Origin of the sequence: Marinifilum sp. RC60d5 (assembly GCF_052400665.1) — a bacterium.
Lineage (GTDB): Bacteria > Bacteroidota > Bacteroidia > Bacteroidales > Marinifilaceae > JBQTGK01.
Window position 1 is genome coordinate 690,409 of record NZ_JBQTGK010000001.1, and the last position, 21,207, is coordinate 711,615.

The following is a 21,207-nucleotide window of genomic DNA, read 5'->3' on the forward strand; positions in this document are numbered from 1 at the left end:
CCTGAAAAAATCATATTTATGAACAAAGCCGCCTTACTATTGATTATATTTTTATGTGCAAGCAAAATTAGTATTGCTCAAAATGGCGGTGAAAACATCTACGAATTTTTAAATTTAGGAAGCTCGGCAAGAGTAGCTGCAATGGGTGGCGATCAAATCGCCTTAAGCAATGTCGATGCCGACTATGCCTTTTATAATCCGGCAGCTCTTACTCCCGATTTAGATCAACAAGTAGCTCTAAACTATGTAAGTTATCTGGCCGATATAAATTATGGCTATGCTTCCTATGCAAAAAATTTAAAAAATATTGGCACCTTCGCATTGGCCATGCACTATGTAAACTATGGGAAATTTACTGCTGCCGACCAACTGGGCGAAATAACAGGCGATTTTAAGGCCGCTGATTATGCTCTTTTTATTAGCTACGGACGACAAATAAACAGTAATTTTAGTATTGGTATCACACTAAAGCCTATTTACTCATCGCTCGAAAAATATAGCTCTTTTGGTTTAGCCAGCGACTTATCTGTTATTTACGATAGCTCCGACAAATTATTTCGGGCATCACTTTTAGCCCGTAACTTCGGATATCAAATTAAACCCTATTACGGATCGCATCGCGAAGACCTGCCCAACGAACTACTTATTGGTTTTAGCACTAAATTGCAACATGCTCCTTTCCGATTCTCTCTAACCTACCGGCATCTCGAAGAATTCGACATGACTTACCAATCGGATTTAGATAAGAAAAGTGATGATTTTTCCTCTTCATCAAAGAAAAATAATTTTGCCGATAAAGCCTTAAAACATCTCATATTAGGTGCCGAATTTCTTCCAACAAAAAACTTTGCTGTGCGCTTTGGATATAATTTTCAGCGCAGAAAAGAACTCAGTATCGATGAAAAAAAATCGACAGTGGGATTCTCCTGGGGATTTGGATTTAAACTTTCAAGATTTCGAATTAGTTATGCTTCTGCAAAGTATCATTTAGCGAGTGCAAGCAATCATTTTTCTGTGAGTACACGCCTTAGCGATTTTAATTTTAGATAATTTTTTAATTAAAAAGCCACATTGCAATCGTTTACTAAAAGGCACCTGTTAGAATGTCCCTCATTTTTAAACTATTTTCTCTCATTTTGATCGATTTTCTTTTTACTTTTGTACCCAATTGCACTAAAATTTCGAGCAATACAAAGAATGGATATATCTGAACAAAAACTAATTATAGCAATCGACGGTCATTCGTCATGCGGAAAAAGTACAGTTGCCAAAGATTTGGCAAAAAAAATTAATTACACCTATATCGATAGTGGCGCAATGTATCGGGTTATTACTCTGTTTGCAATGCGTAACAAATTAATCGAGAACGATAAGGTTGATGAAAACAAACTGGCTCATCTAATTGATCAGGTTTCTATTTCATTTAAATTCAATAAAGAATTGCAACGACACGAAACTTTCATGAATGGCGATTTAGTTGAAGATGAAATAAGAACTCTTAAAGTATCGAACAATGTAAGCTTAATTGCTACCATAAAATTTGTTCGCGACAAAATGGTTGCTCTCCAGCGTGAACTAAGCAAAGCAGGTGGCGTTATTATGGATGGCAGAGATATTGGTACAGTAGTTTTCCCTAATGCAGAATTAAAAATTTTTATGACTGCCGATGTGGAAGTAAGAGCCATTAGAAGATATAAAGAGCTAAAAGAGAAAGGAGAAAATATATCTCTGGATGATATACGTGAAAATGTAAAGAAAAGAGACTATATCGATGAAAATCGAGATGAAAGTCCCTTACGAAAAGCCAAAGATGCAATTATCCTTAACAATAGCAATCTGACTCCTGCAGAACAGCTTGATTGGATTGTAGAAAGAATGAACGAGGTAAAATAATGAAGATTGAAATTGATCCAAATGCTGGGTTTTGTTTTGGCGTAGTAAATGCAATTAACAAAGCCGAAGAAACATTAAAAAAAGAAGATCAGCTATACTGCATTGGCGATATTGTTCATAATAGCACCGAAGTTGATCGGCTACAAAATTTGGGTTTACAAACAATCGATCACAACGAATATAAAGGTTTAAAAAATAAAAAAGTTCTGTTTCGTGCTCATGGAGAACCACCAGAATCATATAAATTGGCAAAAAGTAATAAAATTGAAATTATTGATGCCACTTGTCCTGTTGTTTTAAACCTCCAAAAAAGAATTAAAAAAGCTTACAAGGAAATAAAAAAATCGAAAGGTCAGATTGTTATCTATGGTAAAAAAGGCCATGCCGAAGTAAACGGATTAGTAGGACAAACCGAAGGCAATGCTATTGTTATAGAAACGCTTAAAGATTTAAAATCGGTAAAACCAAATTTGCCAGTTATTTTGTTTTCGCAAACCACCAAAACAATAGAAGGTTTTAAGTTGGTAGCCGAACAATTAAAAAAATCTGTAAAAGCAAGCTTTAAAGTTCACGATACAATATGCAGAAAGGTAGCCAACAGAGTACCTTTAATTAAAGAGTTTGCAGAAAAACACGATATTATTGTATTTGTAAGCGGGAAAAAAAGCTCGAATGGTAAGCTACTATACGACGTTTGTAAAAGTGCAAACGCAAATAGTTATTTTATTACCGATGTAAACGAACTAAAATCAGATTGGTTCGATCGGGGAAAATCAGTAGGTGTTAGTGGAGCAACCTCTACTCCTGGCTGGTTAATGAACAATGTTGTAGAAAAAATCAAACTTGAAAATATAAAAATTATTAGCATGTCAAGAATAAAAAAAATAGGGGTGCTTACATCAGGAGGTGATGCTCCGGGGATGAATGCAGCAATTCGTGCAGTTGTTCGTACAGCCATTTTCAACGAACTTGAAGTGGTTGGTATTAAGCAAGGTTACGAAGGCTTAATCAAAGGTGATTTTAAAGCAATGAAATCGCACGATGTAAGTAATATCATAGGAAAAGGAGGAACGATTCTATGTTCGGCAAGGAGTCAGGAATTTAGAGAAGTTGAAGGAAGACAAAAAGCACACGATCAAATGATTGCTAACAATATCGATGCATTAGTTGTAATCGGTGGAGATGGTACTTTCTCTGGTGCTCGTATATTTACACAAGAACACGATATTCCTGTAGTAGGAATACCAGGAACAATCGACAATGATTTGTATGGAACTGATTACACAATTGGTTACGATACTGCAATTAATACGGTAACTGAAGCTGTTGATAAAATTCGCGATACCGCAAGTGCTCACAACCGTTTATTTTTTATCGAAGTAATGGGTCGTGATGCCGGTTTTATTGCACTACGTAGTGGTATTGCAACTGGTGCCGAAGCAATTCTAATACCTGAAAAGGAAACACATACCGCAGAACTGCAATCTTACCTCGAAAAAGGGTATAAAGAACACAAATCGAGCGGAATTGTAATTGTTGCCGAAGGTGACAAATCAGGTGGAGCCTATACAATTGCTAAGAAAATTGAAAAACAACACCCTGAGTATGATATTCGCGTATCGGTACTTGGACACATGCAACGTGGTGGAGCTCCTTCTGCTTTCGACCGCGTAACAGCATCTACTTTAGGTGTTGCTGCTGTTGATGCTTTACTCGACGATCAAAAAAGTATTATGGTTGGAACAGTTAATGGTGAAGTAACACACGTACCATTTAACAAAACCATAAAAAATAAAAAGAAAGTAAACGATACATTCCTTAAGATAAACGAAATACTTTCTATCTAAATTTTACATTAGCGAAAGCTTTTGTTCAAGATATTCACTCTGATTGAGATTCCTGCTTTGGGATTTCAATCAGATCTGATAACTTTGAGGAAAATTCCTTACAATGAACAAAACTACCAATTTCGCGGATGTTATATTACCGCTTCCTTTGGCCGGACTCTTCACTTATTCTATTCCCGATGAGTTTAAAAAAGAAATAGTCATAGGAAAAAGAGTGGTTGTTCCTTTGGGAAATAAAAAACTGTACACCGGAATTGTTCGTAAATTACACAACAATAAACCGGAAAACTATACAGTAAAAGACATTCTCTCTTGTCTCGACGAAAATCCTATTATTAATAGCTTTCAATTTAAATTGTGGGACTGGATTTCACAATATTATCAGGCAGTATTAGGAGATGTTTATAAAGCAGCTATTCCTTCTGGATTAAAGCTTGAAAGTCAAACCAAGATAAGTCTGAACGAAAACTTTGTAGCCAAAACGGTTTTAAACAAAACCGAAGAACAAATTATAAACGTACTTGCTCATTCAAAAGATGTAAGCATCTCAAGTTTAAATCAAGCCACAAAAATAAAGAACACATTACCTCAGGTGAAAATTTTACTTGAAAAAGGTGCTGTTTATATCGAAGAACAGATTTTATCGGGATACAAAGAAAAAAAACAGGAATTTGTGTCTTTATTTTCTGATTTTTCAGAAAATGAAATGGGAGAAATCCTTAACAGTTTAAAAAGAGCAAAGAAACAACAGGAACTACTACACTCCTACTTAAATCTTTCGAAACATTATTTCGAAACAAATCCTCATAAAGTCAGTGTCCTCGATTTGTTAAAATCGGCAAACTGTTCCCGCTCAATTCTAAAAAGCCTGATTGAAAAAAATATTCTGAACATCTATTTTGAAAAAACCGATCGAATAGATCTGTCTAAAGTAGAAACTTCGGAATTTAAAAAATTAAACCAACATCAGGAAAAAGCCATTGAGAACATAAGAATTCTCTTTGAACAAAAAAATTGCGTACTACTGCATGGAGTAACCTCAAGTGGTAAAACTGAAATATATATTCACTTAATTAAAGAGCAGTTAAACAACAATAAGCAAGTTCTTTACCTACTTCCCGAAATTGCATTAACCACACAAATTATTACGCGTTTAAAATCTGTTTTTGGTAATAAAGTTGGAGTCTATCATTCTAAATTTAACGATTCAGAACGAGTAGAAATCTACAATAATATTCTAAAAAACGATCCTGAAAAATCCTATCAGGTAATATTGGGGGTTCGCTCCTCGATATTTCTGCCATTTAATAATTTAGGACTTATTATTGTAGATGAAGAGCACGAAAATACATACAAACAATTCGATCCGGCACCACGTTATCATGCACGCGATGCCGCCTTGTATCTGGCAAACTTACACAAAGCCAAAACTTTACTTGGCACAGCAACACCTGCCATCGAAACCTATTTTAATGCTCAAAATGGAAAATACGGGCTGGTAGAATTATTCCATAGGCATCAGGAAATTGAAATGCCACAAATAATTATATCCGATATAAAAGAGGCACGTCGAAAAAAAAGGATGAAATCAATTTTCTCTCCGGAACTTATATCGATGATGGAAAATAGCCTGGAAAATAAGGAACAAATTATACTCTTTCAAAACCGCAGAGGTTATGCTCCTTATCTGGAATGTAAATCCTGCGGATGGGTACCTAATTGTCCCAATTGCTCGGTAAGTCTTACTTATCATCGTCACAACAATCTACTTACCTGCCATTATTGCGGACACAGTTCTAATCCGCCGGTAAACTGCGAACACTGTGGCTCTAAAGACATTGAAGACCGAGGATTTGGAACCGAAAAAATAGAAGAAGAATTACTAAATCTATTTCCAACTGCTAAAGTTGGAAGAATGGATCTGGATACAACCAGAAAAAAGCAGGCTTACGAAAAATTAATCTACAAATTCGAAAATCATGAACTGGATATTCTAGTGGGAACACAAATGGTATCAAAAGGATTAGATTTCGATAATGTTGGATTAGTAGGTATTCTTAATGCCGATTCGATGATGAATTATCCTGATTTTAGAGCTTACGAACGTAGCTTCCAAATGATGGCACAAGTATCAGGTCGTGCCGGGCGAAAGAAAAAAAGAGGGAAAGTGCTCATTCAAACCTATTCGCCAGATCATCCAATAATTCGAAGCGTTGTAAGGAACGATTATTCAGGCATGTACGCTTCGCAATTATCCGAACGTCAGGAATATATTTATCCACCTTTCTACCGTTTAATTAATATCAGTATGAAGCATAAAAAACAACAGCTGGTAAACGAGGCAGCTAATTATTTTGCCAAATCTTTAAAAAAAATATTTGGCATTCGTGTTTTTGGACCGCAAGCACCTTTAATTAACCGAATTCAGAACAATTACATTGTAAATATCCTGCTTAAAATAGAGAAAAAAAGCTCGCCTTCGAAAGCAAAATGGATACTAAACCAACAGGCTAATTTTCTGAAAGAAATAGACCGGTTTAAAGCCATTCAAATTAATTTTGATGTTGATCCGATGTAAAAAAACACAAATGCAATTGTTAAAAATGCCTAAGGAAAGCCTTAAAAATTCATGAAAAGGCGAATTTGTTTATCTTTGTTGGCATAATTCAAAAATCGATTGATAGTGAACAAAATTGAATTAGAAAAAACATTTGAGAGTTTCTCGGATTTTAACGTGCTTATTATTGGCGACGTAATGGTTGATGCCTATGTTTGGGGCAAGGTAGAACGTATATCGCCCGAAGCTCCGGTGCCAATTCTTTCTTGTGTTAAAAGAGAAAACCGATTAGGAGGAGCAGCTAATGTTGCTTTAAATATAAAATCGATGGGTGCGAACCCTATTCTATGTTCGGTGATCGGAGACGACGAAAAAGGAAAAGATTTCCTACAGCTACTAAGCAAAATTCAGGAAGAACAATACGGTATTGTAAGTAGCAAACACCGACGAACAACGGTAAAAACAAGGTTTATAAGTGATAACCAGCATTTAATACGTATCGATGAAGAAGATACTCATGAACTAGCTGATAAAATTGAATTACAATTTATCGATCACATAAAAAGTTTGCTTAACAAGAACACGATTCACGCCGTTGTTTTCGAAGACTACGATAAAGGAGTAATCACGCAAAGCCTGATATCAGAAATAACAAATCTGACCAACAAAAAGAAAATTCCAATTTTAGTTGATCCTAAAAAACGACATTACAAAGATTACAAAAATGTTAGTTTGTTTAAGCCTAATTTTAAAGAGTTTGTTGAAGGCTCTAATCTTGATTTAGAAAAAGGTGATCTGGAAGGACTCTTTACCGAGGCAAAAAAATTCCAAAACGAAATGGGTATTAACAAACTGTTAATAACTTTATCGGAACTGGGTGTTTTTATAAGTAACGAAAAAACATACGAACACATACCTGCTGTTGTAAGAGAAATTGCGGATGTATCGGGAGCTGGCGACACTGTAATTAGCGTAGCAACACTTTGTTTGGCAGCAGGAATGCAAGCGAGAGAAATTGCAGCCATATCGAATTTAGCAGGTGGAATTGTATGTGAAATACCGGTGGTAGTTCCAATTGATAAAAAACAATTGTTAAACGAAAGTATAAAACTGTTTACCAGCAACTAAATAGCTTTAGGTTTATTTATCGATTATGAAAACCTTTGGTATATAGGCCCTTCTATTTTAAAGGGAATGTTATGGTATAAGTGTTAATATGTTGATAAATTGGTGCTATTTGTTACTATTTTAGAATGGCACAAAATTAAAAATGTCGCTTAAAATTGTATCTTTGGAACAACATCAAATAATTTAATTTAATCCTTGTAACACGAATTGTTTATGGCTAAAATTATTTCTCTGGCAAACCAAAAAGGAGGAGTTGGAAAAACCACTACTGCTATCAACTTGGCTTCAAGTCTTGCTGTTTTGGAAAAAAAGGTTTTGATCATTGATGCAGATCCACAGGCTAATTCTACTTCAGGAATCGGTTTTGATGTTCGCTCAATTGATAAAAGTATTTATGAGTGTATTGTAGACGGAATAGAACCTAAAGAAGCAATTCTTAATAGTGATATTGAAGGATTTGATATTATCCCATCCCATATTGATTTGGTAGGTGCGGAGATTGAAATGCTTAACCTTGCCAATAGAGAGAAAATTCTTTTACATGTACTTGAAAAATTAAGCCCCGATTACGATTATATTTTAATAGATTGTTCTCCTTCTCTTGGATTGATAACTGTGAATGCCCTTACGGCTGCCAATTCAGTGATTATTCCGGTTCAGTGCGAATATTTTGCATTGGAAGGATTAGGAAAACTCTTAAATACAATTAAAATTATTCAAAACCGTTTAAATCCTGAATTGGAAATTGAAGGATTCTTATTAACCATGTACGATAGTCGATTAAGATTATCAAATCAGGTGGTTAGCGAGGTAAGAAAACATTTTCAGGATATGGTATTTGAAACCATTATCCAGCGAAACACAAAACTTGGAGAAGCACCAAGTTACGGAAAACCTGCAATCCTTTATGATGCAGACTCGGTTGGAGCAATAAACTACCTGAATTTAGCTCGTGAATTACTACGTAATAATGAATCGAGCAAATCAGACAATAAAGAAGAATCAATAGCGAATAATAAATAATTCTGGAAAAGTAACATGGCAAAAAAAAGCGCATTAGGAAGAGGATTAGGAGCACTAATTGATGATGTTGAAGAAGTTCAGGCAAGAACTCCTGAAAGAAATTTAAGTAACGAAATAGAAATTTCAAAGATTGAGGCCAACCCCTATCAACCTAGAACAAAGTTTGCACAGGAGTCTTTAAATGAGCTTGCTCAATCCATAAAAGAATTAGGAATTGTTCAACCTCTTACTGTTCGAAAAATCAACAACAATTCCTATCAGCTAATTGCCGGAGAAAGACGTTTTAGAGCTGCTAAAATTGCAGGTTTAAGCAAAGTTCCCGTTTATATTCGCCTGGCAGAAGACGATAAGATGTTAGAACTCGCATTGGTAGAAAATATCCAACGTGAAGATCTTGATTCTATAGAAGTTGCCATTAGTTATCAAAGATTAATTGATGAGTGCAAACTTACTCAGGAAAGTTTATCGGACCGAGTAGGAAAAAAACGCTCCACCATATCCAACTATTTACGACTATTAAGATTACCCGTTGAAATCCAAAAAGGAATTCGCGAGAAAAAACTACTAATGGGACATGCAAGAGCATTGGTTAATGTTGATGACCCAAAATCGCAGCTTAATATTTTTCAATTAACCGTTGAAAATGATTACTCGGTAAGAAAAGTGGAAGAATTGGTTCGCTCTATTAATACAGGAAAAAAAGAGGACGAAAAGAAAAGCTCTAAAGTGAATCTTCCAAAAGAATATGAATCCTTAAAAGATCACTTATCAAAGCATTTTGAAACAAAAATCGATTTAAAACGAACAAATAATGGGAAAGGAAAAATTATTATTCCTTTTAAATCGGATGATGATCTTGAGCGAATTTTAGCAATTATGGATCAAATGAATTCGTAAAATAGTTGAACAATTAAATAGTATAAAATTGAATAAATTACGCCCGCTTTTATTTATTGGGGTAGTATTATTCCTAATGTTTACAGGAAACTATAACGTTTTAGCACAAAGCATTACGGGAGATACCATACAACAAGTTGAGTCGAATGTAAAAGTTCATTCTCCACATAAAGCAACCATGTATTCGGTTATATTACCCGGATTAGGACAAGCCTACAACAAAAAATACTGGAAAATCCCAATTCTATATGCTGGAATTGGCGCAACCATTTATGCAATAAATTGGAATACCAAGAACTTTAAAAAATACAAATCTGGATACCTCGATTATTCAAATTACTACGATTATAAATATCAATCGGAAGATTTGGAAACCCCAATAGAAGAACCTACTTCTAAAAGTTACGAAGGTCTTTATACCGAAGGCTACGATTTTGAAAATTCCAGTTCGAGTTTCGACAGTTGGTTCAAAACTCAACTTCAGAATAAAAAAGACTCCTACAAACACGATCGAGATCTTAGCTATATCATTTTGGCCGGAGTTTACGTACTAAATATTGTTGATGCTGCAATAGATGCGCATTTTACTAATTTTAGCGTAAACGATGATTTAAGCATTAGAGTAGAACCTGCTGTTAGTTATTCAGCATTTTCGGGCAATTCGCTTGGTTTCAGATGTCAAATTACATTTTAACGAGAGAGAGATAAGATGAGAAGAAAGACTTTTTTTATTCCCTGCATTTTATTGGGAACTGCATTTGCTTGCAGCACAATTAAGCCAGTATCAGAACAAAATAAACCAGAACAGGAAGTAGTCACAAACAATGTTTTATCAGAAATCGATACACTTGCAAGTACTGCCGAAACAACTGCACCTGCAAGCGCAACTGATACACTGGCATTTTTAAAACTTCATCAGGTTGATGTTAGATACAATTTAAACGATAGTATTAACACTACATTTTCGAACAATTTAGACAGCTTATTGCACCTTTGGTACGTTAAGCATTCGAATAAAACAAATCAGTATACTAAGAATGAAGCGACTTATGTTTCCGAAAAACTTTCCGATTCGATCTATATCGATCGTTTAAGTCAAATTCCTTCATTAATAGATTTATCGTACAATAAAATTGTAAAAAACTATATTGAACTTTACTCTAAAAAAAGAAGATCGCAAGTTGAGTATATGATGGGAATGTCGGAATATTATTTTCCTATTTTCGAAGAGATTCTGGATAAGGAAGGTCTTCCGCAAGAATTAAAATACTTACCTATTATTGAATCGGCACTAAATCCTAAAGCTCTTTCAAGAGCAGGAGCAAGCGGTTTGTGGCAATTTATGTATGGTACCGGAAAAATGTACAAACTAGATGTTAACTCCTTTGTGGATGAAAGAAGAGATCCTGTAAAAGCAAGTTACGCCGCAGTAAAATATCTAAAGGATATGTACAAAGTGTATGGCAACTGGCATTTGGTTATTGCTGCTTATAATTGCGGCCCCGGAAACGTAAACAAAGCAATTCGTCGCAGTGGAGGCAAAAGAAATTATTGGGACATTTATTATCGCTTGCCTAGAGAAACAAGAGGATATGTTCCAGCTTTTATTGCTGCTATTTATACTTTTAATTTTCACAAGGAACACAATTTATTCCCTAAACCATCGAGTTTACCAGTTGCCTGCGATACTTTAATGATTGATGAAACATTACATTTCGATCAAATTTCGAAGGTGATCAACATTCCAAAAGAACAACTCAGGGAACTTAATCCTCAATACAGAGCAGATATTATTCCAGGTGGTAAAAAAGCGTATGCTTTAAAAATTCCAATGGAATACACTTCTAACTTTATTAATATGCAAGATTCTATTTTTGCATATAAAAAAGAATACTATTTTAGTCAGAGAGATAAGGTTGTTAACCCACGAGACAGGTATCAGAAATTTGCTCATGTAACTCCTAAAGGAAAAGCCAAGGTATTTTACAAAGTTAAACCGGGTGATGCCGTAGGATTAATTGCATCATGGTTCCATGTTAGAACATCCGATTTAAGATACTGGAATAATATTAGAAGAAATTTAATTAAAGTGGGACAGAATTTAGTTGTTTACGTACCTAAATCAAAAGGAAGTTACTACAAAAGTTTTAATAGCATGACGTATACTCAAAAGCAGGCTACACGAGGTAAAACAGTTCCTTCTGCGTCTGCAAAAACAAAAAGTTCTGTTAAAAACACAACAAGATACAACGGATCGTATGTTTATTATACAGTGCGCCGAGGTGATAATTTCTGGACAATTGCAAAAAAATTCCCTGGTATCTCTAATTACGATATCATGAAAATAAATAATATTTCGAATGCCAAAAGTCTAAAAGTTGGCCAGAAATTGAAAATAAAACCGAAAAGTTAATAGTAACCTAATTAGATACAAAGAGTGAAGAAAATTCTTCACTCTTTTTTTATACTTTTTATTAATAATTGTTTAATTATTATTAACTCCTAAAACAGCGTGCTATTTAAAAACCTTTTAAATTAAATCGCTCAAATAAAACACAACCCATTTATTATCTGAATATTAAAATCCGATTACTGTTCGTTACATTTGATAATATGTAAATATTTTTGATTAGTACGTTTAATATAATTAAATTGCTTACGATAAATAAAAATCAACAATGTTGATTTTATTTGTTCCCCGATTCATTGATATGCTAATTAGCTTCCGGTATAACCTTCCCCGGTTTACCGGAAGCCGGGAAACATTTCTTTCCTATTTTACTCTTAACTCTATTTACTTTATAAAACCTGAGCGCATTCTTTTAGTTCTACGTATACTTCTTCGTTTAAAGCGAATTAAACCATAAGCAATTAATACCAACAGAGGAATTAAAAAATTGAAATACTTTATAAAAAATACTTTAGTATCCGACAAACCATTTAAGGGACGAGAACTTATTCCTTTAGTTCTAAGACTCATTAATCCTGAATCATCAGAAAGCCAATCTACTGCATTAGCAAAGAAATTAATATTATCTTTCTGAATAGATATTTTATTTTGTCCAATTCCATTTACGATAAAATCACCATCTCCTATCACACAAATTCTACCTTCCGCTGTGCCTTTACCCATAGGTCCTTTTAAAGTAGCAGCCAATGTTAAATCAGGATAAAGAAAGTCTTTTGTTCTCCAGCTTCTGCCAATATTAAAACTAATTGGCGCTCGCAATTTACCTGAAATTTTAGAGGTATATGCTAATGGTTTGTATTGTAAGGTCGTATCGCCAACAAAATTTATAGGACTTGCAAACTGTAATATTAGAGTTTCGATACCATCGGTTATACTGTGATTTTCAAAGTGTGAAACAACAGGAAGAAATGGAAAATTAACTTGCTGAGGAATGGAAAAATAACCTTGTTGTTTAACAGTTACCGTACCACATTGTTTATCTACAACAAAAGAATCTTCTACATATAAGCCTTTTTTTTCAAGCCACTTTTCAAGTCCTGTAGAAACACTAACACCTATTCCATCGTTAAGCATACCTCTTACCCGCTCCATGGCTATCATTAAACTACCACCTTTTGCCAAATAATTATCAAGACGTCCTAACTGGGTGCTCGAAATTGATGCCAAAGGAGCTATTAACATCAAGGATTTATATTGACTTAAATCAGGTTCGGATAAAAGGTGAATGGGTTTAATATCGTACAAAACAGACAACTCACTAATCACCTGTTCTATGGCCTCTAACTCGGGTTCTCCATGACCGGTTATGTAACCAATTTGGGCTTTATCTTTTATGGTAAGACGTTTAATAAGTGTAGATAAAGTATATTCCATGGCAATTCCCGGCTTAATTAAAGGAATAACCTCAGACTTATCTCCCACCTGAATTACCATTCCCAAAAATACACGCTGTACTTTTAGCTGATCTTTTTGCCTTATTTCGAGAGGAACTGCATGTATACCAGCTTCTGCAGCTTCCTGCTCTAACTCCTGATTCTTATTTGGATTAATGTATTCAAAATCGATTTTTTTACTGCTATAATGATTATACTCGGTAAGTAAATTTTTAAGATCCTGAACAGTTCTGTTTACGTCAGGAGGCAAATCATCCGAAATATATAAAGTAATAATAATCGGCTTTTTTACTTCACTTAGTATTCTTTTGGTAGACCTATCGAGCGTATACCTCTTATCTTCTGTAAAATCGGCTCTCAAAAAGAACATAGAAGACAACGAATTGAGGATAATAATAAATCCTGCTAAAATAAGAATACTGTATATTATATTTCTCTTTTTGATCATAGCAACAAACTATTAAACCTTTAGGTTTCGATTAGACAATATCTGCTTTGAACAATACAAACAAAAAAATACTATTGATAAAAAGTAGATTAAGTCTTTTGTATCTACTACCCCTCGGGTAATTGACTCGAAATGTGTTGATAAACTAATATAACTAAATAGGTTACCCATAAAACCAACAAAATTGGCTGCCAAAACATCAAAAATAATATGAAAAAATATACCTATCGATAAGGCAGATAATGAAGCGACAATAGGATTAGAAAATAAACAACTTGTTAACAAACCAATACTAATATATACCATACTCATTAGTAATAATCCCATATATCCGAGTAAAATTGCAGAATGATCGACCGGACCAATTGACCAAAGCGTAAAATAATAAATTACTGTAGGTGCCAATGCAATGATTATTAACAATAGAGTTGACAAAAACTTGCCAAGAATTAACTGCCAATCGCTAACAGGTTTAGTAAGTAGAAGCTCTAATGTTCCGGCTTTAAGTTCTCCGGCAATTGAACGCATGGTTAAGGCCGGAATAAAAATAAAAAGACTCCAGTAAGCAACTGTAAAAAATGTATTAAGATTTGCCTGTCCTAAGAAAAAAACGTCGGCACCATAAATCCAGGTAAAAAAACCGCTAAACCCTAAAAATATTACGATTAATACATAAGCTGTTAGTGAATCAAAAAAGGCATTCAATTCTCGTGTGGCAATGTGTAAAATTTGCTTCATAAGTATTTAATGAAGAGTTAATTCTCGGAAAATATCTTCCAATTTTGTTTCTGTTGGTGTTAATTCCGAAATGTAATAATTATTCTGAACACAAACATCGAATATTGCTTTTACCGAAGAGGCTTCGGGCAACGATTGAATTTCGAACAACTGTTTGTGAATATCGATAAAATCGACCGAGTCGATGCTTTCAATATTCAGTAAACTTTCGAATATTTCGTTCACATCTCCACCTTGAATTCCCAGCTTTAGAATTTCATTTCCCGCAGCCTGTTTTCTTAAAGTTTCGGCCGTACCATCAACAACAATTCGTCCATTATTAATTATTAAAATACGATCGCAGGTAGCCTCAACCTCGGCTAGTATATGTGAACTTAAAATTACCGTTTTTTCTTTTCCAATTCGTTTTATTAATTCTCTAATTTCAACGATTTGGTTAGGATCTAAACCCGTAGTTGGTTCATCTAAAATTAGTATTTCGGGATCGTGAATTAAAGCCTGAGCTAATCCAACTCTTTGCTGATATCCTTTCGATAATTCGCTAATTAATTTATGTTTTTCACCTTCTAATCCACATGTTCTAACCATATCGAGAATTCGCTCGGGAATTAAATATTTAGGAATATCATGAATTTTAGCAATAAACTCAAGAAAATCAATAATATTCATATCCTCATACAAAGGATTATTCTCGGGCAAATAACCAATATTCTTTTTAATTATTTCGGGATGTTCGTGAATAGAATATCCTCCAATCTTAATATCTCCTTCTTCAGGTCTTATGTAACAGGATATGGCTTTCATTGTGGTTGTTTTTCCAGCACCATTTGGTCCCAAAAAGCCTAAAACTTCACCCGCTTTTACACGAAAAGATACATTATCAACAGCCTTTTGTGGTCCGTATCTTTTAGTTAAATGCTCAACAACAATATCCATAATAAATAAGAATCTTTGGTTTCTAACAAATTTAAAAAAATCGATGCCCATTTAGCCGAACTGCCCTGTATTTAACAATTATTAACACAAAAAAGAGTTCTTTTAGTTTGTAGTCTACCCTTAAAAAAAGTGTATTTTTGACAAATGATAAAAGCAGTTATATTCGATATGGATGGTTTGTTAATTAATTCGGAACCATTTTGGCAGGAAAGCGAAGCTAAAGTTTTTAATTCGCTGGGAATTGAAACCAACAAAGCCATGTTCGAAAAGTTTATGGGGAAAAGAATAGATGAAGTAGTAGATGTAATGTGGGACATTCAGCAATGGCAGGAAAAATCGAAAGAACAAGTTGTTTCTGATATTGTTGATAATGTAATTAATTTGGTAAACAAAAAAGGCGAAGCTTTAAGTGGAGTTCGGGAAACATTGAATGCCTTTAAACAATCGACACTAAAAATTGGGCTCGCTTCCTCTTCTAAAATGCGCATTATAGAATCAGTTCTAGACAAATTAAATATCAGAGAATATTTCGAAGTAGTTCACTCTGCAGAATTTGAAGAATATGGAAAACCTCATCCTCAAACCTTTATTTCAACTGCAAAAATGCTCGATACTAAACCCAGCGAATGTTTGGTTTTTGAAGATTCTCTAAACGGAGTTATTTCGGCTTTAGCTGCTAATATGACTTGTATTGCAGTTCCGGAAAAAAATGCATCGAATCTAAGTAAGTTTATAATTGCCAACAAAACCTTAAACAGTTTAAAGGAGTTTAAAATTAGCGATTTGCAGTATTTATTAGAGGATTAAGTAATGTAATAAAATGATTCAATTCTAAATTTCCGGATACTATTTTATATTGGGCCTGATTGTAAAAAGGCAATCTGCTATTCAAATGTTTTTGAATGTACTGTAACAGTTCATCTGGCGTAAAATTCTTTACCAATGGGCGCTCTGTTTTCGAACTGGTAATTCTTTCTCGCAACAATTCGGGGCTTCCTTCAATATATAAAGTAATTCCCAGCTTATTCATTATTTCCATATTGTTAGCAAAACAAGGCGCACCACCACCTGTTGCCACAATAGTATTTTCGGTATCGGCAATGGAGTGTAAAGCTTCTTGTTCAAGTCTGCGAAACCCACTTTCCTTATACTTCGAAAATATCTGAGGAATACTAGCATTCTCCCGTTCCTCGATAAGTGTATCCAGATCGACAAAACGATAATTAAAATGTTCTGCGATCATTTTTCCCCATCTGGATTTGCCACATCCCATATATCCCACTAAAAATATTCGCATAACTTTTATAATTCAGAAACAGATACTCAAAGTACCTGTTTCAATTCATTTTTTTAATTATTATCAGACTGATTCTTAGAATCATCTGCTGGTGCTTCGGATTCGTTTGTCGCAGTAATTTCATTCTCACGTGCAATAGGCTCAAGCTCTTTAACTTTGTCTATTTCGTAAATACTTAAACGCTTACCTCTTGCCTTAAACGATTTTACACCAATAAATTCGGCACCTTCGATAGTTTCATTAGGTCGGTCGGCATTCTTACCTCCATATAAAATCTCGAATCTTGGGTATTTTTCCTCTGTTAAAATTAGCAATTTATTATCTGGATTGTCGCCAATAAAACTTACAGGCTTGCCATTACCCTCCATGGTGAATCGTTTCAGATAATAATATTCCTGATCAGCATCGTAAAATACAGCTGTCCAAACTTTTTCGGCCTGATATTTCTCAATAATACTAATATTATTTGAGTAATGATTACTTAAATCGAAACCAGTAAAGTGGAAAGATGCGGGTCTACTTACTACTAAAATTCTATCGTCACCTAAAAACTCCCCAATAAAATCACCTCGCTGATCGGTATTTAATCTTAACACATCAGGATCGAACCAAATTTTTCTTCCTCCCAATGTCGAAACACCTTCATGCTTTAATGTAATTTTTTGCACATCATTACGAGATAAAATATTTCCCATCGAAGCGCGTCCTTTTACCGCTAATTCGGCAAAATCAAATTCGAAATTTAATTTCTTTAATCGAGGTTTAGGTTTTAGAACCACTCTTATTACCTCTGCCTCACCATTAGGATTTGCAGTAAAATATAAAATTCTTGATCCTGAAGTTCCCTTGGTTAAATTGTATTCCTTATCGCGGGTTATGCTTGTAACCGAGAAACGCTTAACATAGCAAATTCCGCCTTTTCCATCGCGATAAGCAACATTGTAAATGGTACGTTTATCGTTCTTACGAAATACAGCTACATGCAGAATATTTTTCCCAATAAATGATTTATCAGATACTTTACTTACAAAATAAGTTCCATCTTTTCTAATCACAATAATATCATCGATATCGGAGCAATCACAAACATATTCATCCTTTTTAAGACCAGTTCCCATGAAACCTTCTTCGCGGTTAATGTATAGTTTTTGGTTTGCCACAACTACTTTTGTAGCCACAATACTTTCAAAACTTCGAATTTCGGTTTTTCTTTCTCTGCCTTTACCATATTTTTTCTTAATGGCCTGAAAATAACGAATTGTAAATGGTATAATATTGGCGATATGAACATTTATTTCAGCAATTTCGTCTTCTATTGACTGGATATAATCTTTTGCTTTATCAATGTCAAATTTCGAAATTCTCTTAATTTTAATTTCCGTTAATCGTACGATATCATCCCGAGTAACAGCACGCATTAAATGTTCAATGTGTGGTTTTAAACCCTCATCAATGGTCTCTATAATTCCTTCCCAGGTCTCACACTCTTCAATGTCTCGATATATTCTTTTTTCGATAAAAATTCTTTCGAGCGATGCATAATGCCAGGCTTCTTCTAATTCACGTTTGCGAATTTCAAGCTCCAGCTTTAATAAAGCCACAGTATTGTCTGCCGATCTTCTTAAAATTTCTGCAACTCCAATAAATTTGGGTACATCATCTTCGATAATACAAGCATTCGGAGAAATAGAAATTTCACAATCGGTAAAAGCATAAAGAGCATCTATTGTTTTATCGGATGAAATACCACTTGCCAGATGAATCAAAATCTCAACATCGGCAGCTGTATTATCATCTATCTTTTTAATTTTAATTTTTCCTTTATCGTTGGCCTTAATTATTGAATCGATAACCGAGGTTGTTGTTTTACCATAAGGAATTTGCGTTACTTTTAAAGTTTTATTATCAACCTTATCAATTTTTGCACGCACCTTAACTGCTCCACCTCTTAATCCGTCATTGTAGCGACTCACTTCAATCATTCCTGCGGTAGGAAAATCTGGATACAATTCAAACTCCTCACCTTTTAAATAAGCAATACAAGCCTGAATAAGTTCATTAAAATTATGAGGTAATATTTTTGATGCTAATCCAACTGCAATCCCTTCTACGCCCTGTGCTAATAATAATGGAAATTTCACAGGCAAGGTTATTGGTTCCCTGTTTCTGCCATCGTAAGATTGTTTCCAGTTGGTCGTTTTAGGGTTAAATAGAACCTCCAGAGCAAATTTCGATAATCGCGCTTCAATATAACGAGGAGCTGCAGACGAATCACCTGTAAGTATATTTCCCCAGTTTCCCTGAGTATCAATTAACAAATCTTTTTGCCCTAATTGCACAAGAGCATCGCCAATTGATGCATCCCCATGGGGGTGATACTGCATGGTATTACCAATAATATTGGCAACCTTATTATATCTACCATCATCAAGTTGTTTCATGGCATGTAAAATTCTACGCTGAACGGGTTTTAAGCCATCGTTAACATAGGGTACTGCACGCTCCAAAATAACATAAGATGCATAATCAAGAAACCAATCCTGATACATTCCGGAAAGATAGGTAACGTTTCGTAAGGCCTCGGACTGAGCACCATTCACATCGTTTCCCTTTTCCTCGGGTGTCTCCATATCTTGTGTCTCTTCACTCATAGAGAAGTTAGGGTTTAATAGTTAAAGGTTTTGATTTAAAGCACATTGCTTTTTTGCAATTTTTTTAAGGTATTTTTATACTTCATCCTTTTCAACATGCAAATTACTGATAATAAAATCTTGTCGTTTGGGTGTATTTTTTCCCATATAAAATTCTAACATTCCTGATACAGAATCATCTTTCTTCATCACAACAGGATCTAATCGGATATCTTTTCCAATAAAATGTTTAAACTCATCGGGAGATATTTCTCCTAAACCCTTAAATCGGGTAATTTCGGGTTTGGCTCCAAGACGTTTTATTGCTTTATCTCTTTCCTCATCGGAGTAACAATAAAAAGTTTTGCGTTTATTTCTTACTCTGAATAAAGGAGTTTGTAAAATATAAAGATGACCACTTCGTACTAAATCCGGGAAAAATTGCAGGAAGAAGGTAATTAACAACAAACGAATGTGCATCCCATCAACATCGGCATCGGTAGCAATAATCACATTATTATAACGCAAACCATCCATTCCGTCCTCAATATTTAAGGCTGCCTGCAATAAATTAAATTCTTCGTTCTCGTATACAATTTTTTTAGTTAATCCATAGGTGTTTAAAGGTTTTCCTTTCAAACTAAAAACTGCCTGGGTATTTACATTTCTCGATTTTGTAATTGATCCACTAGCCGAATCTCCCTCGGTAATAAATATTGAAGTATCCGATTTATCTTCGTGTTTGGTATTAAAATGGGTACGACAATCGCGCAATTTACGATTGTGTAAATTGGCTTTTTTCGCCCGCTCTTTTGCAATTTTTTTAATTCCGGAAATAGCTTTACGCTCTTTCTCCGATTCTAATATCTTTTTATGCAGGATATCTGCCATTTCAGGATTTTTATGCAAATAATTATCCAAATTAGAAGTAACAAAATCCATAATAAAATTCCGAACCGAAGGACCATTAGGACCAATATCTTTGGAACCCAGTTTAGTTTTGGTTTGCGATTCGAAAACAGGTTCTTCAACCTTTATACTAATTGCTGCAATAATAGAAGTTCGAATATCCGAAGTATCGAAATCTTTCTTATAAAAATCGCGAATGCTTTTTACAACCGCCTCTCTAAAAGCAGCAAGATGAGTTCCGCCTTGTGTAGTATGCTGTCCATTAACAAATGAATAATACTCTTCACCATATTGTCGGCCATGGGTTAATGCAATTTCGATATCCTCACCCTGCAGATGTACAATCTCATATAAAGGTTCCGAATTCATATTGTCATTTAACAAATCAAGTAATCCGTGCTTTGATAAAAATCGCTGGCCGTTAAAATAAATTGAAAGCCCTGCATTAAGATAAACGTAATTCTTCAGCATGCTTTCTATGTACTCAGAAATGAACCGGTAATTCAAAAACATTTCCTCATCGGGATGGAAAGTGATTTTAACCCCATTTTTTTCTTCGCTAGGTTGAATATCATCTTCCTGAACAAGAACACCTCTTTTAAATTGGGCTTTTTTAACTTCTCCCTCTCTAAAAGATTCTATCACAAAATCGTCGGACAAAGCATTAACAGCTTTAATCCCCACACCATTAAGTCCAACCGATTTCTTAAAGGCTTTGGAATCGTATTTTGCACCCGTATTCATCTTAGAGGTAACATCTATAACTTTCCCTAGTGGGATACCACGACCATAGTCGCGAACTGTTACTTTTCTATCGGCGATGCTTACTTCTATCGATTTACCAATTCCCATGGCAAATTCATCGATAGAATTATCGATTACCTCTTTTATTAGAATATAGATACCATCGTCGTGAGAAGATCCATCGCCAAGTTTACCGATATACATACCGGGACGTTTACGAATATGCTCTTTCCAATCTAATGTACGTATTGAGTCTTCTGAATATTTTGCAGTCATGAAAAATCACATTTTTACAA

16 protein-coding genes are annotated in these 21,207 nt (G+C 34.5%); 10 read left to right on the forward strand and 6 right to left on the reverse strand.

The features are described 5' to 3' along the window. Nucleotides 1–18: 18 nt before the first annotated feature. From porQ to ACT3CE_RS02980, 9 genes are all read left to right on the forward strand, one after another. Nucleotides 19–1,050, forward strand: coding sequence for a type IX secretion system protein PorQ (gene porQ, locus ACT3CE_RS02940; RefSeq protein ID WP_444708264.1), 1,032 nt, complete (start codon nucleotides 19–21; stop codon nucleotides 1,048–1,050). Nucleotides 1,051–1,197: 147 nt separating this feature from the next. Further along, nucleotides 1,198–1,893: a (d)CMP kinase gene (gene cmk / locus ACT3CE_RS02945; protein ID WP_444708265.1), complete on the forward strand. Its 696-nt coding sequence runs from the start codon at nucleotides 1,198–1,200 to the stop codon at nucleotides 1,891–1,893. Further along, entirely contained in the window at nucleotides 1,893–3,740 is a 1,848-nt protein-coding gene (gene pfkA / locus ACT3CE_RS02950) for a 6-phosphofructokinase (RefSeq protein WP_444708266.1), read from the forward strand. Before cmk ends, pfkA begins: the two co-directional genes overlap by 1 nt. 103 nt (nucleotides 3,741–3,843) lie before the next feature. Further along, nucleotides 3,844–6,318 carry a replication restart helicase PriA gene (priA, locus tag ACT3CE_RS02955; protein ID WP_444708267.1) on the forward strand — a complete coding sequence of 825 codons (2,475 nt, stop codon included), beginning with the start codon at nucleotides 3,844–3,846 and terminating at the stop codon, nucleotides 6,316–6,318. Between the two features lie 105 nt (nucleotides 6,319–6,423). After that, on the forward strand, nucleotides 6,424–7,425 hold the full coding sequence (locus tag ACT3CE_RS02960; RefSeq protein ID WP_444708268.1) for a bifunctional heptose 7-phosphate kinase/heptose 1-phosphate adenyltransferase: 1,002 nt from the start codon (nucleotides 6,424–6,426) through the stop codon (nucleotides 7,423–7,425). A 213-nt stretch (nucleotides 7,426–7,638) separates the two neighbouring features. After that, nucleotides 7,639–8,448 (forward strand): ParA family protein, encoded by an 810-nt coding sequence (locus ACT3CE_RS02965; RefSeq protein WP_444708269.1) that lies wholly within the window; start codon nucleotides 7,639–7,641, stop codon nucleotides 8,446–8,448. Nucleotides 8,449–8,463: 15 nt separating this feature from the next. After that, nucleotides 8,464–9,345 (forward strand): ParB/RepB/Spo0J family partition protein, encoded by an 882-nt coding sequence (locus ACT3CE_RS02970; RefSeq protein WP_444708270.1) that lies wholly within the window; start codon nucleotides 8,464–8,466, stop codon nucleotides 9,343–9,345. Between the two features lie 28 nt (nucleotides 9,346–9,373). Then, complete coding sequence (locus tag ACT3CE_RS02975; protein WP_444708271.1) at nucleotides 9,374–10,039, forward strand: DUF5683 domain-containing protein; 666 nt, start codon at nucleotides 9,374–9,376, stop codon at nucleotides 10,037–10,039. Between the two features lie 15 nt (nucleotides 10,040–10,054). Then, a complete protein-coding gene (locus ACT3CE_RS02980) occupies nucleotides 10,055–11,758 on the forward strand; it encodes a transglycosylase SLT domain-containing protein (RefSeq protein ID WP_444708272.1) in 1,704 nt (567 codons plus the stop codon). A gap of 381 nt (nucleotides 11,759–12,139) precedes the next feature. On the opposite strand, the gene ACT3CE_RS02985 is transcribed toward ACT3CE_RS02980, so the two are convergent. Genes ACT3CE_RS02985 through ACT3CE_RS02995 form a run of 3 tightly spaced genes read right to left on the reverse strand, consistent with a single transcriptional unit; the run spans nucleotide 12,140 to nucleotide 15,331 of the window. Continuing rightward, nucleotides 12,140–13,657, reverse strand: coding sequence for a GldG family protein (locus ACT3CE_RS02985; RefSeq protein ID WP_444708273.1), 1,518 nt, complete (start codon nucleotides 13,655–13,657; stop codon nucleotides 12,140–12,142). A 12-nt stretch (nucleotides 13,658–13,669) separates the two neighbouring features. Beyond that, entirely contained in the window at nucleotides 13,670–14,395 is a 726-nt protein-coding gene (locus ACT3CE_RS02990; protein WP_444708274.1) for an ABC transporter permease subunit, read from the reverse strand. Nucleotides 14,396–14,401: 6 nt separating this feature from the next. Next, nucleotides 14,402–15,331 carry an ATP-binding cassette domain-containing protein gene (locus tag ACT3CE_RS02995; protein ID WP_444708275.1) on the reverse strand — a complete coding sequence of 310 codons (930 nt, stop codon included), beginning with the start codon at nucleotides 15,329–15,331 and terminating at the stop codon, nucleotides 14,402–14,404. A 144-nt stretch (nucleotides 15,332–15,475) separates the two neighbouring features. Here ACT3CE_RS02995 and hxpB point away from each other — a divergent pair, with 144 nt between their 5' ends. Beyond that, nucleotides 15,476–16,138, forward strand: coding sequence for a hexitol phosphatase HxpB (gene hxpB, locus ACT3CE_RS03000; protein WP_444708276.1), 663 nt, complete (start codon nucleotides 15,476–15,478; stop codon nucleotides 16,136–16,138). On the opposite strand, the gene ACT3CE_RS03005 is transcribed toward hxpB, so the two are convergent. From ACT3CE_RS03005 to ACT3CE_RS03015, 3 genes are all read right to left on the reverse strand, one after another. Further along, nucleotides 16,107–16,628: a shikimate kinase gene (locus ACT3CE_RS03005; RefSeq protein WP_444708277.1), complete on the reverse strand. Its 522-nt coding sequence runs from the start codon at nucleotides 16,626–16,628 to the stop codon at nucleotides 16,107–16,109. The genes hxpB and ACT3CE_RS03005 overlap by 32 nt on opposite strands. A gap of 53 nt (nucleotides 16,629–16,681) precedes the next feature. Continuing rightward, complete coding sequence (locus ACT3CE_RS03010) at nucleotides 16,682–19,279, reverse strand: DNA gyrase/topoisomerase IV subunit A (RefSeq protein ID WP_444708278.1); 2,598 nt, start codon at nucleotides 19,277–19,279, stop codon at nucleotides 16,682–16,684. 75 nt (nucleotides 19,280–19,354) lie between these two features. Next, on the reverse strand, nucleotides 19,355–21,187 hold the full coding sequence (locus tag ACT3CE_RS03015) for a DNA topoisomerase IV subunit B (RefSeq protein WP_444708279.1): 1,833 nt from the start codon (nucleotides 21,185–21,187) through the stop codon (nucleotides 19,355–19,357). Between the last annotated feature and the right edge of the window lie 20 nt (nucleotides 21,188–21,207).

Coding starts and splice junctions, on each gene's coding strand:
- porQ (WP_444708264.1), top strand. CDS start 19: ATGAACAAAGCCGCCTTACTATTGATTATATTTTTATGTGCAAGCAAA.
- cmk (WP_444708265.1), top strand. CDS start 1,198: ATGGATATATCTGAACAAAAACTAATTATAGCAATCGACGGTCATTCG.
- pfkA (WP_444708266.1), top strand. CDS start 1,893: ATGAAGATTGAAATTGATCCAAATGCTGGGTTTTGTTTTGGCGTAGTA.
- priA (WP_444708267.1), top strand. CDS start 3,844: ATGAACAAAACTACCAATTTCGCGGATGTTATATTACCGCTTCCTTTG.
- ACT3CE_RS02965 (WP_444708269.1), top strand. CDS start 7,639: ATGGCTAAAATTATTTCTCTGGCAAACCAAAAAGGAGGAGTTGGAAAA.
- ACT3CE_RS02970 (WP_444708270.1), top strand. CDS start 8,464: ATGGCAAAAAAAAGCGCATTAGGAAGAGGATTAGGAGCACTAATTGAT.
- ACT3CE_RS02980 (WP_444708272.1), top strand. CDS start 10,055: ATGAGAAGAAAGACTTTTTTTATTCCCTGCATTTTATTGGGAACTGCA.
- ACT3CE_RS02985 (WP_444708273.1), bottom strand. CDS start 13,657: ATGATCAAAAAGAGAAATATAATATACAGTATTCTTATTTTAGCAGGA.
- ACT3CE_RS02990 (WP_444708274.1), bottom strand. CDS start 14,395: ATGAAGCAAATTTTACACATTGCCACACGAGAATTGAATGCCTTTTTT.
- ACT3CE_RS02995 (WP_444708275.1), bottom strand. CDS start 15,331: ATGGATATTGTTGTTGAGCATTTAACTAAAAGATACGGACCACAAAAG.
- hxpB (WP_444708276.1), top strand. CDS start 15,476: ATGATAAAAGCAGTTATATTCGATATGGATGGTTTGTTAATTAATTCG.
- ACT3CE_RS03005 (WP_444708277.1), bottom strand. CDS start 16,628: ATGCGAATATTTTTAGTGGGATATATGGGATGTGGCAAATCCAGATGG.
- ACT3CE_RS03010 (WP_444708278.1), bottom strand. CDS start 19,279: ATGAGTGAAGAGACACAAGATATGGAGACACCCGAGGAAAAGGGAAAC.
- ACT3CE_RS03015 (WP_444708279.1), bottom strand. CDS start 21,187: ATGACTGCAAAATATTCAGAAGACTCAATACGTACATTAGATTGGAAA.